This window comes from Halobaculum sp. CBA1158, assembly GCF_021431925.1.
Taxonomy (GTDB): Archaea; Halobacteriota; Halobacteria; order Halobacteriales; family Haloferacaceae; genus Halobaculum.
The window spans coordinates 439300-453852 of sequence record NZ_CP090371.1; the positions used below are offsets into that span (position 1 = coordinate 439300).

At 71.9% G+C, this 14553-nt stretch carries 14 protein-coding genes, 1 tRNA gene and 1 pseudogene; 8 read left to right on the plus strand and 8 right to left on the minus strand.

From position 1 onward, the window contains the following. Positions 1-14 precede the first annotated feature (14 nt). From Hbl1158_RS02180 to Hbl1158_RS02190, 3 genes are read right to left on the minus strand one after another with little or no spacing between them, the layout of a single operon-like run. A complete protein-coding gene (locus tag Hbl1158_RS02180; protein ID WP_234298441.1) occupies positions 15-644 on the minus strand; it encodes a uracil-DNA glycosylase in 630 nt (209 codons plus the stop codon). 9 nt (positions 645-653) lie between these two features. Then, positions 654-1505 (minus strand): ribose-phosphate diphosphokinase, encoded by an 852-nt coding sequence (gene prs / locus Hbl1158_RS02185; protein WP_234298442.1) that lies wholly within the window; start codon positions 1503-1505, stop codon positions 654-656. Positions 1506-1540: 35 nt separating this feature from the next. Then, complete coding sequence (locus Hbl1158_RS02190) at positions 1541-2506, minus strand: hypothetical protein (RefSeq protein ID WP_234298443.1); 966 nt, start codon at positions 2504-2506, stop codon at positions 1541-1543. 134 nt (positions 2507-2640) lie between these two features. Between Hbl1158_RS02190 and Hbl1158_RS02195 the strand changes: the two genes are divergently transcribed. Next, positions 2641-2907: an HAH_0734 family protein gene (locus Hbl1158_RS02195; protein WP_234298444.1), complete on the plus strand. Its 267-nt coding sequence runs from the start codon at positions 2641-2643 to the stop codon at positions 2905-2907. A 112-nt stretch (positions 2908-3019) separates the two neighbouring features. Here Hbl1158_RS02195 and Hbl1158_RS02200 read toward each other — a convergent pair whose 3' ends face one another. Further along, positions 3020-5398: a DUF2298 domain-containing protein gene (locus tag Hbl1158_RS02200; RefSeq protein ID WP_234298445.1), complete on the minus strand. Its 2379-nt coding sequence runs from the start codon at positions 5396-5398 to the stop codon at positions 3020-3022. Positions 5399-5518: 120 nt separating this feature from the next. On the opposite strand from Hbl1158_RS02200, the gene Hbl1158_RS02205 reads away from it, so the two are divergent. The 5 genes from Hbl1158_RS02205 (at position 5519) to Hbl1158_RS02225 (ending at position 8238) form a co-directional block, all read left to right on the plus strand. Then, positions 5519-5740: a hypothetical protein gene (locus Hbl1158_RS02205; protein ID WP_234298446.1), complete on the plus strand. Its 222-nt coding sequence runs from the start codon at positions 5519-5521 to the stop codon at positions 5738-5740. A gap of 181 nt (positions 5741-5921) precedes the next feature. Beyond that, positions 5922-6788, plus strand: coding sequence for a glycosyltransferase (locus Hbl1158_RS02210; protein ID WP_234298447.1), 867 nt, complete (start codon positions 5922-5924; stop codon positions 6786-6788). After that, complete coding sequence (locus Hbl1158_RS02215) at positions 6785-7237, plus strand: GtrA family protein (protein WP_234298448.1); 453 nt, start codon at positions 6785-6787, stop codon at positions 7235-7237. The genes Hbl1158_RS02210 and Hbl1158_RS02215 overlap by 4 nt, the downstream gene beginning before the upstream one ends. A 74-nt stretch (positions 7238-7311) precedes the next feature. Further along, a tRNA-Met gene (locus tag Hbl1158_RS02220) sits at positions 7312-7386 on the plus strand. A gap of 399 nt (positions 7387-7785) precedes the next feature. Continuing rightward, positions 7786-8238: a hypothetical protein gene (locus Hbl1158_RS02225; protein ID WP_234298449.1), complete on the plus strand. Its 453-nt coding sequence runs from the start codon at positions 7786-7788 to the stop codon at positions 8236-8238. 18 nt (positions 8239-8256) lie between these two features. On the opposite strand, the gene Hbl1158_RS02230 is transcribed toward Hbl1158_RS02225, so the two are convergent. The 4 genes and pseudogenes from Hbl1158_RS02230 to Hbl1158_RS02245 form a co-directional block, all read right to left on the minus strand. Beyond that, positions 8257-8694 (minus strand): Rieske 2Fe-2S domain-containing protein, encoded by a 438-nt coding sequence (locus Hbl1158_RS02230; protein ID WP_234298450.1) that lies wholly within the window; start codon positions 8692-8694, stop codon positions 8257-8259. 224 nt (positions 8695-8918) lie between these two features. Further along, a pseudogene (locus tag Hbl1158_RS02235) lies at positions 8919-9797 on the minus strand (aminotransferase class IV); the annotation flags it as partial. Positions 9798-10157: 360 nt separating this feature from the next. After that, entirely contained in the window at positions 10158-10973 is an 816-nt protein-coding gene (locus Hbl1158_RS02240; protein WP_234298451.1) for a helix-hairpin-helix domain-containing protein, read from the minus strand. Between the two features lie 94 nt (positions 10974-11067). Next, positions 11068-11958 carry a shikimate dehydrogenase gene (locus tag Hbl1158_RS02245; RefSeq protein ID WP_234298452.1) on the minus strand — a complete coding sequence of 297 codons (891 nt, stop codon included), beginning with the start codon at positions 11956-11958 and terminating at the stop codon, positions 11068-11070. 159 nt (positions 11959-12117) lie between these two features. Here Hbl1158_RS02245 and Hbl1158_RS02250 point away from each other — a divergent pair, with 159 nt between their 5' ends. Both Hbl1158_RS02250 and Hbl1158_RS02255 read left to right on the plus strand, forming a co-directional pair. Beyond that, entirely contained in the window at positions 12118-13122 is a 1005-nt protein-coding gene (locus tag Hbl1158_RS02250) for a calcium/sodium antiporter (protein WP_234298453.1), read from the plus strand. 98 nt (positions 13123-13220) lie between these two features. Next, positions 13221-14549, plus strand: coding sequence for a sodium:calcium antiporter (locus Hbl1158_RS02255; protein ID WP_234298454.1), 1329 nt, complete (start codon positions 13221-13223; stop codon positions 14547-14549). The last annotated feature ends 4 nt before the right edge of the window (positions 14550-14553 follow it).

A 14553-nucleotide genomic window follows, 5' to 3' on the forward strand; every position in this document is an offset into this window, starting at 1 on the left:
GCGGGGTCGACCGCTCACGGCAGGTGCGCCGTGATCCGCTCGCGGTACCGCTCCTCGCTCAGGTCCAATCGCGAGAGCCACACCTCCTGATAGCTCGGATGCAGGATCGGCAGACACGTCACCCCGAGCGTCGGACAGTCGACCGGGTCGCAGACGCGGTCGAGGAAGCCGTCGAGTTCGATCCCCTCGAACGCCAGCAGCGTCGCCGTCGCGTGTTTACCGGTGGTGACGACGACAGCGGGGTCGACGGCTTCCAGTTCGGCCGCGAGGTGACCGCGACAGTTCGCGAGTTCGCCGTCCGTCGGGTCGCGGTCCCCCTCGGGATGGCACTTCACGGCGTTCGTGTAGAAGCAGTCGTCGCTGTAGCCAACCTCGGCCATGAGCCGGCGGATCCGCCGCCCGGAGTGGCGCGACGTGTACGCACAGCCGGTGTGATTGCCGCCCTGCCACGCCTCGGCGTCGGGGTCGCCCGCGCCGGGTGCCTCGCCCACGACCGCGACGCTCGCGTCTCGGGGACCGTTCCCCCACGAGATGCGAGTCCTGGAGTCGACGAGTTCGGGGCACCGCACGCACCCGGGGTCGAGCACGAGGCGGTCGTCGGGGTCGGGGTGGTCGATATCGGGTCCCTCGAACTCACGCGTCACGGGTGTCGATCACAGGACGTCGGCGACCGGCGGCGCGACCGACACCGCGCTCTCTGCGCGCTCTAAGGTGTCGGTCGCGACGACGCGCTCGACGCCCGCGGCGGCGAGCTTCGTCCGAGCGTTCCTCGCCAGCATCCCGTGGACGCAGGCGGCGTACACGTCGCCGGCGTCGCGCTCGCGAAGCGCCGCGACCGCCTCGCTCATCGTCGACCCGGTGGCGACGATGTCGTCGACGATGACCACGTCCCGGCCCGCGACGCTCGCGTCGCTTGGCGTGACGGTCACGTCGCCGGTGTCGTAGTCGCGCTCCTTCTCGAAGAAGTCCGTCTCGCCGTCGCCGTAGGCGTCGCGGACGGCACCCGCCAGCCCCTCCGCGGAGGCGTCGGGCCCGAGGAACAGCGGCTCGGTCAGGTCGGCGGGAAGCGGCTCCGCGAGCGCCGGCGCGGCCTCGACCACCTCGACGGGCGCGTCGAAGAACTCGGCCACGTCCGGCTCGTGGGGGGTCACGAGCACGACGCGGTCGGTGCCGGTCGAGACCGCGCGCGCGACCGCCCGGGCGGAGACGGGCTCCCCGGGCTCGAACGCGCGGTCCTGGCGGGCGTATCCCATGTACGGGAGGACGGTCGTGACCGCGCTCGCGCCGGCCTCGCGGACGGCGTCCTGCAGCTGGAGCAACTCCACGAGCGCGTCGTTGCCCTCGGTCGCGGCGACGACGACGGCCTCGCCGCCGTCGAAGCCGGGAACCGAGGCACACGTCTCGCCGTCGGGAAAGCGGTCGAATTCGGGTACTGCGAGCCGGTGCCCGGTCTCGTCGGCGAGCGCGGCCGAGAGCGCCTGTGAGGCGGACCCTGGAACGATCATACCGGTTCGTCTCCCCGCCGGATACAAACGCGTTCCTACTCGGGCGACGGGTCGGCGGTCCCCGTCACGGTACCGGCTCCGGGCACGGCGACCGCGGCCACGTCGGGCAGGCCGAGCGTCCGCCCGCGCCAGTCGCCGTCGGCGTACACCCGGGCCTCGCCGTCGCCGGTCACCGCGACGAGGTGGCGACCCGCGACCGCGGCGTCGACGACGCCCGACTCGGCGTGTGCGGTCCACTCGGTCGCCGTCGCGTCGGCGCGCTCGTACACCGCCGCGTCCGTGGCCGCGACCGCGCGTTCGCCCGCGGCGTCGGCGGTGACGCAGCGGAACTCGCCGTCGGCCCGGCCGTCACTCCCCGGGCCACCGCCGTCGTCCGTCATGCCACCGCCGTCTCTGCCGTCGCCGCCGGCGTCGAGGTCGCGCATCCAGCCGTTGCCGAGGGTGTACAGCGCCTCGTCGGTCACCGCCAGCGGGACGCCGCGGTCGCTCACGTCGCGAGCGTCGTCGAGGCCCGCGTACTCCAGGTCGCCGTCGGCGAGGCGGTGGATACCGTCGCCGGCGGCGACGAGTCGGCCGTCCATGCGATGCGGGTCCTCGACCGAGCCGACGGGCTCCCAGGCGTCGTCGGCGGGGACGGCGTCGCCCGCCAGTCGGGAGACTGTGCCGTCGGGGGCGGCGGCCAGCACGTCGCCGCCGATTTCACTCGCGGGGTCACCGCTCGCGTCCGCGGCGCTTCGCACCTCGCCGACGACGCTCACGGCGACGGCGGGACCGTGTCCCGTGGGGGCGAAATCGCCGACGAGCACGTCCTCGTCGGTGGCGACGGCCACCGCGTCGCCGCGGGCGGCCACGTCGCGGGCGGTACAGCGGTGCTCGATCCCGAACTCCCCGACGATGTCGCCGGAGACGGAGACGCTCGCGACGCCCAGCGAGGTGGCGACGAGCACCTGCACCACGTCGTCGGGGGTCGTGAACACGCGCTTCTCGGCGATGGTCGGCATGCCCGGGCGTCCGGCGGCGGGGCGAATAAGCCCCGCGGAGCGCCGCCGCGTGGGACCCGCGGGCCACGGAAACGAGCGGCAGGGAAACGCGAGGCATCGAAACGCTTAGTGTCGGAGTGCGCCAACGCCGGCGCATGCAGAAGCTCATCGTCCACGGCGACCCCGGCGTCCGCAAGGACGGCGTCATCGAGTACGACGGCGAGGAGATGCGCGTCTTCGCCGTCCAGCGCCAGGGCGACTTCCACGGCCCCGACGAGCCCCAGTTGTGGTGCACCATCGGTACCGACGACGAGCGCGAGGACTTCGAGCGACGGAACTACGTCCCCCACTGGCTCGAGGTCGACACCATCGAGGCGGAGGCGGTCGACGTCCTGGTCGCCGGCGGCGACCTCACGGTCTGATCGGCGTCCGGCGCTCGACTCCGCCTCCGTCTCACGACCCCCTCACCCGATCGCGACCGATACCCTCTCCTCTCGCGACACCGCGACACCCGCGATACGCTCGGATCGTCGCTCAGTTCTCCTCGTCGCGAAGCTCCGCGGCCGCCGGCAGCGACGAGTGGTCCACCTCGTACACGGTCACCGTCGCCGTCGAGGCGGCGTCGACTCGGTCGATCCCCTCGATGGATCCGAAGTCGATCATGCCGAACTCCCGGTAGCGATCGCGCTCGGCGGGGCCGACCCAGACGTAGCGCACGTCGTGCTCGCGCAGGACCTCGACGGCCCGCGCCCGCGAGGTGTACGCGTCGTCGGCCTGGCGAACCCGCGCGAAGTACGCCTCCGGCCCGCGGTAGCCGACCTCGTGGTGCCAGCCGGCGACCGTCGGGAGGCCGGTGAGGCTGGCGGCGGGGTTGGCCTCCCACTGGTACATCCCCGGCGAGTGCCCCCGGCGGGGATCCGCGCCGGGGTACACCCGCGTCGCGGGAGCCGAGAGGATAGCGGGCTGGTCGGGCCGGTCGTCGAGCCACTCGATGGCCGGCGCGTCGCTCGGATGGGACGCCCCGACGAAGTGGGTGCCGTCGAGCGTCGGGTCCTCGGGGTATCCCCCGCCGACGTGCGCCGGCAGCGCGAAGGCGGCGTACATCCCCGTCGTCGCGAGCAGGAGCGCGAGGAACACCGACCCGGCGACCTCGCGGGTGCCCGCACTCGGCCACAGCATCGACGCTTCGGGTCGAGGGGCGGCATCGAGCAGCCCCGCGAGCACGACGCCGGCGGCGGCGGCCCACAGCGGCCACACCTGCGCGTACGTCTTGAACACGGTGTTCATCCGCCCGGGCCCGGCCTGCTCGCGCAGGAACACCACCTCGACGATCAGCGCCAGCCCGGCCCCGCCGACGATCAGCACGGTCTCGAATCCCGCGCGGTCGGTCCGAAGCGCGACCCACCCCGCCGCGAGCAGGACGCCGAACGGCCCCAGCGCGGGGAGGCCGACGGCGAGGCCGGCGACCCACAGCGCGGCGACGCTCGCCAGCACCGTCAGGGGGCGCTCGCGCCCGACCGCGCCGAACAGGCCCACGAGGAACGTCGCGAGGAACGCGCCGTGGACGACGAGTAGCCCCCCCAGCGACGACCGCATCTCGACGGGCAACACGGCCAGCGCGCGCTCGCTCCCGCTGCCGCCGACCGCGCTCACGAGGAACGGCATCGCGACCAGCGCCGCCAGCGCGCCGGCGACGACGACGACCGGCCCGGCGACGAGGGGTCGCGCGAGCTCGTCGGCGAGTCGGTCGTCGCGGACGGCGTCGTCGACCCGGTCCGCGAGGGCCTCCGGCAGCAGCGTCCGGGGCGCGGCGGGGGCGGCCGCCAGCGCGAGGAACGCGAGGCCGAAGACGCTCGGGAAGCTCCAGGTGTCGAGTACCGCTTGGAAGCCGCCGAGGAGGGGGATCGCCCCGAACAGGAGGAGCCGTCGCCGGCGCGTCTCGACGGCGGGCGTCCGGTAGAGCGCGTACGCAAGCGCCGCCGCAAGCACGAGGAACGGCGTCATCGTCATGTGCGCGTGGAGGTCGCCGTTGAGCCACCCGAACAGCGGGAACTCGTTGATCGTCCCCGGGATGATCCGGCTGGCCGTCCAGTAGGAGAACTCCTCGGCGGCGACGCTTCCGGCGTCGATCCCGACGGCGTCGCCGACGCGTCCCCGGAGGTCCGCCGGGAGCGCCCGCAACAGCGCCCACCCGCCCGTGTGGAGGTTGCCGGCGACGCCGACGAGGAACGCCGCGAGCAGGCCGGCGGCGCGTCGCGAGCGCCCGCGCTCGGCGGCGACCGCGCCCGCGAGGTCGTAGACGGCGGCGACGAGCGCCCCGAAGAACCCCGCGAGCGCGAGGTTGTAGCCGAACCGCGCCGGCGTCGCCGTCAGCGTCGACCACAGGGCCGCGACCAGGTGGCCGCCGTAGTAGTAGCGGACGCCCTCGCCGGCGAACCACATGTCCTCGGGGGGGAGCGCGTCCGCGCGCAACAGCGACTTGAGGATGCCGTAATCGAGGAACTTCTCGCCGGCGATCGGGTCGACCGCCGGGTCGTACCCGCGGATCACGACGATCAGACAGACGGCGGCGACGAACACCACGGCGGTGTCGGCGACGACGTCCAACTCGGGAAGCCGTTCGCGGGCGTCTTCGTCGACGGCGACGTCGCCCGCGCGGAGGGCGTCGCGGTCGAGGAGCGCCAGCGCCGACGCCGCCAACAGGACGAGCAGTCCGGCCGCGAGCGCCACCGGACCGAACGCGACTCGGCCGACCCAGAAGGCGACGACGCCGACGACGAGCGTCGACACGGGGAGGGCGAACCCGACGCCGCGGGTGGCGAACCGGGGGAACAGGCGGGCGGCGAGGGGGATCCCGACGGCACCCAGCGCCAGCAGCGCGAGGAGCCACCGGAGGACGAGGGCGTACTCCATCTGGTGTTCAGGGGTCGCCGCCGGGGTAAGTTCCTTTCCCTCCGTCACGACGCACGTCCCCGGACCGTGACCGATCGCGTCGACACCAACCACTAAGCATCGACGGCCCCGATCGCCCGTGTGCCTCAGCAGGACGACTCGGAGGGGGAACCGTTCGGCGGAAGCAAACTGCTGATCGCCGGCGGACTCGTGCTGGTCGCCGCGATCGCGGGCAACCTCGTCGTCCAGGCGCTGGTCGCGGGCGGGACGCTCCCGGGGGGGACCGACGCGACGATGCTCCCCGTCTTCGGGGTGATCGCCCTGATCGGACTGCTCGTGTTGATCGGCTCGTTCCTCCGCTGATAGCCGGTTCCGGCGGATGGCCGCCGGCCGACGATGCGGACGCCGACCGCTGACTGCCGATTGCCGACTGCGGGCTGCCGATTGCCGACCGCTGACTGTCGACCGCGGACCGTCGACCGCCGACTACGAATCGCTGGACGCGTTCGCACCGTTTTTACCCGGGCACGCGGAAGCCGATGGTATGCAGCCGACCGTCGGGATCGTCGTCCCCGCGTATCGGCCGGATCCGGGTCGGCTCCGGACGTACCTCGCCGCGCTTCGGGAGACGATCGACCCCGACGAGCTCCGCGTCGAACTCGACGCTCCGGGGCGCGCGACCGGCTCGGCGACGGCCCCCGACTCGACGACCGTCCGCGAGTCACTCGAGTTGCCCGACTGGGTCGACTGTCGGGTGGTCCGGCGTCGCCGGGGGAAAGGCGCGGCCGTCACCGCAGGGTTCGAGGCGCTCTCGACGGACGTGTACGCCTTCGCCGACGCCGACGGGGCCACCCCCGCGGCGTCGCTTTCGGACGTGATCGACCCCGTCGCCGGCGACGAGGCGGACCTCGCCGCCGGCTCCCGCCGGCACCCCGCCGCGGACGTGCGGTCACACCAGACGATCGCGAGGCGCTTGCTCGGCGACGGCTTCGCGTGGACCGCGCGCCGGCTGCTCGATGCGGACCTCCACGACTATCAATGCGGCGCGAAGGCGCTGTCGGCGGCGACGTGGGACGCCGTCCGCGACCACCTGTACGAGCCGGGGTTCGCGTGGGACATCGAGCTGATCGCCGTGGCGGCCGCGCTGGACCACCGGATCGTCGAGGTGCCCGTGACGTGGGAGGACCAGCCCGGATCGACCGTCTCGCCGGTCGGCGACACCCTCGACATGGGACGGGGGCTGCTCGTCGCGCGCCACCGCGCGCGACTCATCCGCGACGACCGCCTGCACCGCCTGCTCGACCGCGAGGAGGGCGTCGCGCTGGTGAACCGCCCGGGCGAGGACGACGCCTCGGCCGCGTCCGGCGGCGACGGCGGCGTGACGGACGCCTCCGGGAGCGACGCGCGATGAGTCGGGACCGCGGCACAGTCGAGACGCTGGCGTCGGGGACGCGCATCGGCCAGTTCGTCTCCGTCGGCGTCGTCGGCGCGACCGTCGACATCGCCTCCTCGACGGCGCTCAGCGAACTCGGCGTGTTCCCCGAACTGGCCGCGCTGATCGGCATCGAGACGGCGATCGTCGTCATGTTCCTGCTCAACGACCGCGTCACGTTCGCGGGCGAGGGGGCCGCCGGCGTCGTCCCGGCGCTCCGTCGACTCGTCCGGTCGAACGTCGTCCGCGCCGGCGGGACCGCGGTACAGCTCGTCGTGTTCACGCTGCTGTTTCGCGTCGTCGCGATCCCCGTCTCGGCGGCGGGGATCGACCTGTGGTTCGTCGCCTCCCGCGTCGGCGGCATCGGCGCGGGGATGGTCGTCAACTACGTCGCCGAGAGCCTGTTCACCTGGCGCGTTGGCGAGTAACGTGGTGAGAAACCGCATACGGCGACGGGATCGGAAACACAACCCTTACAAGTGCAGGTCGTTTTGTCTCCGGTAGCGGGATGGGATAGCCAGGAGATTCCGCCGGGCTCATAACCCGGAGATCGGTAGTTCAAATCTACCTCCCGCTATGTTCTGCGCGCGCACCGCGAGTGACGAACGGATGTGAGTCACGAGCCGCGCGCGGTCACTCGTTCCGGAGTAGATTTGAGCAGGGAGAGAAGCGAGCGTCAGCGAGCGAAACGACTGTGTTCAAATCTACCTCCCGCTACTTCTCGCCGCACACCGCGAACGACGAACGGAGTGACTCGTGAACCGTGCGGCGGACTTCGTCTTGAGGTGGATTTGAAGTGGACCGGACGCACGCAGCGCCAGTGAGCACGTCCGGGCGTGGTTCAAATCTACCTCTCGCTATGTTCTGTCGCCGAGGCAACGCGAGAAGCGGCGCGAACCGCGAGCCGACCGACGACCCATCCGCCCCGCCGCCACGACCGATGTTGTTTTCACACGTCTGCGTTAGTATTCGCCGTATGGCCGACAGCGACGACGTCGTCTCGTTCGACGTGAACGCGGTTCGGGGGGCGATCGACGCCGCGATCGACGACGAGCACGCGCTCCACGTCGTCGCGGCGTTCACCGCCGACGCGTACGAGATCGCCTACTGCGACGAGTTCACGCGGTCGTTCTACGCCGACGAGGAGGAGATGACCGATCACTTCGACCAGATCCACCAGTACACCGGGATCGACTTCTCGGAGATCGGGCTGTTCGTCGACGAGCTGTTCCCGGTCGCCGGCGGCGTCGAGTACGTCTCCACCGGGATGGAGCACCTCACCGTCGTCAGACTGTACACCGGGAACGAGGGGCTGCTGCTCACCCTCGATCCCGACGCCGAGGTGACGACGGCCGTCGAGGCCGTCCGCGACGCGATCGACGTCGACCTCGGCGCGACGGGAACCGCCGCCTCCACGTCGGAGTTCTGACGGGCGTTCGAGGGACGTTCAGGAGCCGGTGAAGTCGATCCGCCCACCGCCGTCGCTTCCACCCTCCTCGTCGCCCTCCCCCTCGTGTTCGCCGAGGTGGTCGAAGGTGTACCCGTCGTCGTCGAGGAACACGCCGCCGTCGGCGACGACCACGTCCACCGACTCCATCACCGACCCTTCGCAGGGGCCGAAGTCACAGTAGCCGGTATCGAGTTGGAACGTCGCGCCGTGTCGCTGACACCACACCTCGCCGTTCGTGACGCGCGCCCCGTCGCCCTTGTCGAGGCGCACGTCCGTCCAATGCTGGCAGTAGTTGCGGTACGCGACGATAGCGCCGTCGGACAGCCGGGTGCAGAACGCCTCCGCGGGCTCTCCCTCGTCGTCGCGCAGCGTGAACAACAGCGTCTCGCCCTCCGCGACCTCGTCGGCGTCGACGATCCGCGCGGCCTCGTCCATGTGACGACGGAGGGGTCGCGGGCTTGTATGACTCCCTATTCGCCCCGACGGCCGCCGTCGGCGTCGCGGTCGCGGTCGTCGGTGGCGGTGTCGCGGTCGTCGGTGGCGGTGTCGCGGTCGTCGGTAGCGGTGTCGCGGTCGCGGTCGCCGGTGGCGGTGGCGGTGTCACGGTCGCCGGTCCGGTCCTCGCGGTCACCGTCGCGTTCGCCGTCCGCCACGCCGTCACCGTAACACTCGCGCTCGATGCGGTCGTCGTACAGTCGGCTCAGCAGTTCCGTCACCGGTCCCCCGCCGACGTCGACGCCGTCGTACGTGCCGACGGGTCGGATCTCTCGGAGCGAGGAGGCGACGAACGCCTCGTCGGCGTCGCGCACGTCGTCGGGCGTGTACCGCCCCTCCTCGACGGGAAAGCCCTCCCCGCGGGCGATGTCCAGCACCTCGGCGCGAGCGACCCCCGGGAACACCGGCCCGTCGAGCGACGGGGTCCGGATGGCGTCGTCGGCCACGAGGAACAGGGAGGCGGTGGCGCACTCGGCGACGTGTCCCTCGGCGTCGAGCAACACGGCCTCGTCGGCCCCGGTCACCCGCGTCTCGACGCGGGCCAGGACGTTGTTGAGGTAGCTGTGCGTCCTCGCGTCGCTCGGGATCGCGCGGTCGGGAACCCGACGGGTCTTCACGGTCTGGAGCGTCGCCGCCCCGGTCCACGTTGACTCCCCGCCGGCATCGCGGCGGCCGCCCCGCGGAAGCGGGTCGACCGTGATCACGACCGTCGGGTCGGTGTCGGCGGCGGCCGGCGGGGCGAATCCGGCCGTCTCCCCGCGAGTGACCGACAGCCGGACGGCGGCGTCGGCGAGGTCGTTCGCGCGGAGGGTGTCGCGGACGCGGGCCTCCAGCCCCAGCGCCGAGAGGTCGAGGTCGTCCGCGGGCATCCCCAGCGCCTCCAGCGAGCCGAACAGGCGGTCGACGTGGGCGTCCCACCGCCAGAGCGTCCCGCCGTACGCCCGGATCGTCTCGACGGCGGCGTCGCCGTACCGGAACCCGCGATCGCGCACGGAGACGGTCGCCTCGTCGGCGGCGACGAGGTCGCCGTCGACGTGATACAGGCGGTCGCTGTCGGCGTGCTCGCCGCCGCCGTTGCGGCCGGCGGTCCGGTCGCCGTTCGCGACGCCGTCGGTGTCGCTCGTCCGGTCGCCCGTCCCGTCGTCGCCTGCGCGGTCGCCCGTTCCGTCGTCGCCTGTGCGGTCGCCCGTTCCGTCGTCGCCTGTGCGGTCGCCCGTTCCGTCGTCGCCTGTGCGGTCGCCCGTCCCGTCGTTGCCTGCGCGGTCGCCCGTCCCGTCGTCGCTCATCGCTCCCCGCCTCGCTCGCACATGATCGGGGAGTCGCGGACCATCGCCTTGCCGGTGTCGGTGAGGGCGCTCTCGAGGGCGGAGTTTGAGAGAGGTACCGGAGCGTCGATTGCGGCGCTACGCCTCGTGTTCGGCGGCGCGATCGATCCAGCGGGAGACGCGCTTCTCGGAGACGGTCGTGCGCTCGGCCACCTCCGCGGGGTCGGCGGCGACGAGGTCGGCGACCGTGTCGATGCCGATCTCTCCCAGTCGCTCGGCGTACGCCGGGCCGATCCCCTTGATCTCGTCGACCGGAACGCCGTCGTCCGTCGATTCCCCGTCGCTCTCCTCATCCCCGTCGCTCGCTTCGTCCCCGTCGGTTCCCTCACTCCCGTCGCCCTCGGTCGGATCCACGTCGTCCACGTCCGTCGTCACGTCCTCGGACTCCGGGCCCGCGGCCTCGGCCGGCTCGGCGGCCGCGGCCGCCTCCTCGTTGGCCGCCTCCTCGTCGACGAGCGCCTCCGTGGAGGCGTCGGCGTCGGTGCCGGCGGCGACCGGGTCGTCGCCCTCGCTCTCGGCGTCGACCGCGTCGCCGTCGTCCTCGCCGGGTTCGTCGCCTCCGGCGTCGACTCCGTCGTCCCCGCTTTCTTCGTCGCCGGGTGTCGCGGCGGCCTCGGCAGGCTCGGCCGCGCCCTCGGCGTCCGCGTCGACGGCCGACCCGGTTGAGGCGACGGCGTCGGTGTCGGCGGCCGCCGGCTCGTCGCCCTCGTCGTCCGGGTCGGCGTCGCTGATCTCGGCGTCGTCGGTTCCCTTCACCGCCGCTTCGGTCCCGGCGTCGGCCTCCGGCTCCTCGCGCTCGCGCTCGACGGTTACCGAGGCCTCGCTCGCCCGCTCGTTCGACTCGCTCGCGCCCCCGATACCCAGCAGGCGTTTGATCGTCCGAAGGATGGCCATGTCGTCGGAACCACGCCGTCGCCTTTTAAAAAACCAGCGGCGGACGGCGAGAAAACTGCCCGGAGCGGCGGCGATACCCGATCGGAGGGGACGGTCACTCCGACCGGTCGAGCGCGTCGCGAAGCGCGCCGTTCATCGCCCCGACGGGGGCGTCGCGATCGGTCCATCGCTCGAACGCCTCGACGCCCTGGTACAGCAGCATCCACGCGCCGTCGACGGCGGTCGCGCCCGCCGCCCGCGCCTCCCGAAGCAGTCGGGTGTCGAGCGGGGCGTACACCGCGTCCAGCACCGCCATGTCCCCGTGGAGGTGCTCGGCGGGCACGGGCGTCTCGTCGGACTCCATCCCGACGGTCGTCGCGTTGACGAGCAGATCGGCCGACGGCACCGTCCCCGCGAGCGTGTCGAGGCCGCCGGCGGTCACGCGCGTCGGGGGCGTCGCCGCGGGGTCGGCGTCCGCGTCCCCCGCGTCGTCAGCGCCGCCCGCGCGGGTGGCTCCCAGCGCCTCGCGAACCTCGCCGGCCAGTTCCTCGGCCCGGGCCGCCGTCCGGTTGGCGACGTGCAGGGCGTCGACGTCCTCTGCCAACGCGAACGCGGCCGCACGACCGGCCCCGCCAGCCCCGACGACGACGGCGGCACCCTCGCGTTCGACGCCGTGGTGCCCGAACGCCCGTCGGACCCCGGACACGTCGGTGTTGTACCCCCGCGGCGGGTCGTACGCGAAGTCGACGGTGTTGACCGCGCCGACCGCCGCCGCGAGGTCGCTCGGCTCGACGGCCGCGAGCACGTCCCGCTTGAACGGCACCGTGACGTTCAGTCCACTCATCCCGAGCGTCGCCGCCGCCTCCACGGCCGCCGCGCCCTCGTCTGCGTCCGGTTCGAGGGCGACGTACCGCGCGTCCACGTCGAGCGCGTCGTAGGCCGCCTCGTGCATCGGCGGCGACAGCGAGTGCCCGACCGGATTCCCGATCAGTCCGTACACGTCCATGGAGGCGACGACGACGCGACGGGGAATAAAACGCCGTGTACCGCGGCGTGCGTGGCGTTGCCGTCGAGATACGGCTTCCGCTTCGATCGAGCCACCCAGATATCGGTTCTGGTATTTCGAGGGTGGGATTCAAATAGCGGAGGCGGAACCGGCCGAACAATGCTGCTTCAGTTGGCTGACGTACTCCTGACGGAGCACGGCCTGTTCTTGCTCTTGGGGGTCGTGTTCCTCTATCTCGGCGCGGAGGCGCTCGTGAGGGGGGCCGCCGGGCTCGCCCTCGGGGTCGGGATTCACGCGGCGCTCGTCGGCGTGACCGTCGTGGCGTTCGCGACGACGGCTCCGGAACTGTTCATCGGCGTCATCGCGGGCGTCGACGGCGACGCACAGCTCGGGCTCGGCGCGGTCATCGGCTCGAACATCGCCAACATCGGGCTGGTGCTCGGCGTCTCGGCGCTGCTGCGTCCCCTGTCGGTGTCGCGGAACGTGGTCCGCAGGCACCTGCCGTTCATGGCGCTCGCGGCGCTGTTGGTCGTCGTCTTCGGGCTCGACGGGACGATCGGTCGCATCGAGGGCGGGGTGTTCCTGCTCGTGCTCGCCGCGTTCACGGTCGTGCTGTACCGGGGTGCCACGGACGCGGCCGAGGCCGTCGACGAGTCCGGCGCGGTCGCCGACGGCGGCGCGGTCGTCGAGGAGGTGCCCGAGGTCGACGCGGACGCCGGCGTCCAGCCCCGGCACGTCGCGTTCCTCGTCGTCGGCCTCGCGCTGCTGTTCTTCGGCTCGCGGTGGCTCATCGACAGCGGGCGGTCGATGCTGTACCAGCTCGGATTCACCCAGCGGCTCATCGGGCTGACGGTGCTGGCGTTCGGCACGTCGCTGCCGGAGTTCGCCGCCAGCGTCGTCGCCGCGGTCCGCGGGGAGGCGGACTTCTCCGTGGGCAACGTCGTCGGCTCCAACATCTACAACGTGCTCGCGGTGCTGGGCCTGCTGGCGATCATCGCCCCCGTGTTCGTCTCCTCGGGCGTCTCCTCGTTCGACTTCCCGGCGCTCATCGCGTTCACCGCCGCGGCGGCGGTGGTGATGCTCCGCGGCGGCGAGGTCGGCCGACTCGACGGGACCGTCCTGCTGGGCGGGTACCTCGTGTTCTTCTACCTGCTGCTCCCGTAGGAGCGGACCGCGCGTACCCGAGCCTCGGTCGGCCGAGTCGCCGTCGGCGGATCGTCGAAACGCAAGAGTAAGGGGAAGCCGCCGGCTCCGTGGCGGTAATGAGTTCACGACTCCGTCATCCCCTCACCGCGCTGTTCGGGGGGATCGCGCTGACCCTCCCGTGGATCCTGTCGTGGCTGACCGGCGTGAACGAGGGCTTCTCGACGCTGACGACCGTCGGCGTCGCCGGCGTCGCCGTGCTGGGGGCGTCGTTCCTGCTCGCGTGGGGGGCCGAGACCGCGGAGAAGGACGTGCCGCGGGCGTTCGCCATCGCGGTGCTGGCGGTGCTGGCGGTCGCGCCCGAGTACGCCGTCGACGCGCTGTACGCCTGGCAGGCCGGCCAGGGCGACGCGGCCGCGTCGAACCTCGCGGTCGCGAACATGACCGGCGCGAACCGGATCCTCATCGGCATCGGCTGGTCCGGGATCGCGCTGTTCTCCGTCTATCGGGCGTACAGCGGCGGCGGCGCGGACCCCAACGTCGTCAAGCGCGACGGCTTCCTGCGAGACTACGTCGACCTCGACCGCGACATCTCCCTGGAGATCGCCTTCCTGTTTCTCGCGACCGTCTTCGCCTTCTTCGTGCCGCTGGGGGGCGGGATCGGCGCTATCGACACCATCGTCCTCGTCGGCCTGTACCTCGCGTACATCCTCGTGATCATCCGCGGCGACGTGGAGGAAGTCGAGGAACAGGTCGGCGTTCCCGCCTATTTCCAGGCGAGGGCGCGCTCGATACGGATCCCGGTCGTGCTCGGCCTGTTCACCTACTCCGGGCTGCTCATCTTCACCGCCGTCGAGCCGTTCGCCCACGGGCTGGAGGCGCTGGGCCTCCAGTTCGGCATCCCCGAGTTCTTCATGATCCAGTGGATCGCGCCGCTGGCCTCCGAGAGCCCGGAGCTGATCGTCACCGCCTACCTCGTCAACAAGGCGCGGTCGACGGCGGCGTTCAACGCCCTCATCTCCTCGAAGCTGAACCAGTGGACGCTGCTCATCGGGACGCTCGTCGTCGTGTACAGCATCTCGCTGGGGCAGTACGGCGTGCTCATGTTCGACGAGAAGCAGGCCTCTGAGATCTGGATCACCGCCGCACAGAGCCTCTTCGCGCTCGCGATACTCATCAACTTCCAGATCTCCGTGCGCGAGTCGCTGCTGCTGCTCGTGTTGTTCCTCTCGCAGGTGATCACGGAGTTCTACTTCATCCGGACGATGTCGGAGGCGGCCGCCGAGGCCAACTCCATCCTCCTGCTCGACGCGTTCACCGTCTTCTATCTCGTCATCTCCGTCGGACTGCTCGCGGCCCGCCGCGATCAGATCCGCGAGGTGGCGACGCTGACGGGCGCGACCGTCCGCGACGCTGTCGACGGCGACGCCGAACAGCCGGCCGACTGACGCC

Bases quoted from the DNA above. Each gene is read 5' to 3' on its own strand.
- Hbl1158_RS02255 (WP_234298454.1), top strand. From the start codon at position 13,221: ATGAGTTCACGACTCCGTCATCCCCTCACCGCGCTGTTCGGGGGGATC.
- Hbl1158_RS02230 (WP_234298450.1), bottom strand. From the start codon at position 8,694: ATGGACGAGGCCGCGCGGATCGTCGACGCCGACGAGGTCGCGGAGGGC.
- Hbl1158_RS02225 (WP_234298449.1), top strand. From the start codon at position 7,786: ATGGCCGACAGCGACGACGTCGTCTCGTTCGACGTGAACGCGGTTCGG.
- Hbl1158_RS02200 (WP_234298445.1), bottom strand. From the start codon at position 5,398: ATGGAGTACGCCCTCGTCCTCCGGTGGCTCCTCGCGCTGCTGGCGCTG.
- prs (WP_234298442.1), bottom strand. From the start codon at position 1,505: ATGATCGTTCCAGGGTCCGCCTCACAGGCGCTCTCGGCCGCGCTCGCC.
- Hbl1158_RS02215 (WP_234298448.1), top strand. From the start codon at position 6,785: ATGAGTCGGGACCGCGGCACAGTCGAGACGCTGGCGTCGGGGACGCGC.
- Hbl1158_RS02240 (WP_234298451.1), bottom strand. From the start codon at position 10,973: ATGGCCATCCTTCGGACGATCAAACGCCTGCTGGGTATCGGGGGCGCG.
- Hbl1158_RS02210 (WP_234298447.1), top strand. From the start codon at position 5,922: ATGCAGCCGACCGTCGGGATCGTCGTCCCCGCGTATCGGCCGGATCCG.
- Hbl1158_RS02250 (WP_234298453.1), top strand. From the start codon at position 12,118: ATGCTGCTTCAGTTGGCTGACGTACTCCTGACGGAGCACGGCCTGTTC.
- Hbl1158_RS02195 (WP_234298444.1), top strand. From the start codon at position 2,641: ATGCAGAAGCTCATCGTCCACGGCGACCCCGGCGTCCGCAAGGACGGC.
- Hbl1158_RS02190 (WP_234298443.1), bottom strand. From the start codon at position 2,506: ATGCCGACCATCGCCGAGAAGCGCGTGTTCACGACCCCCGACGACGTG.
- Hbl1158_RS02245 (WP_234298452.1), bottom strand. From the start codon at position 11,958: ATGGACGTGTACGGACTGATCGGGAATCCGGTCGGGCACTCGCTGTCG.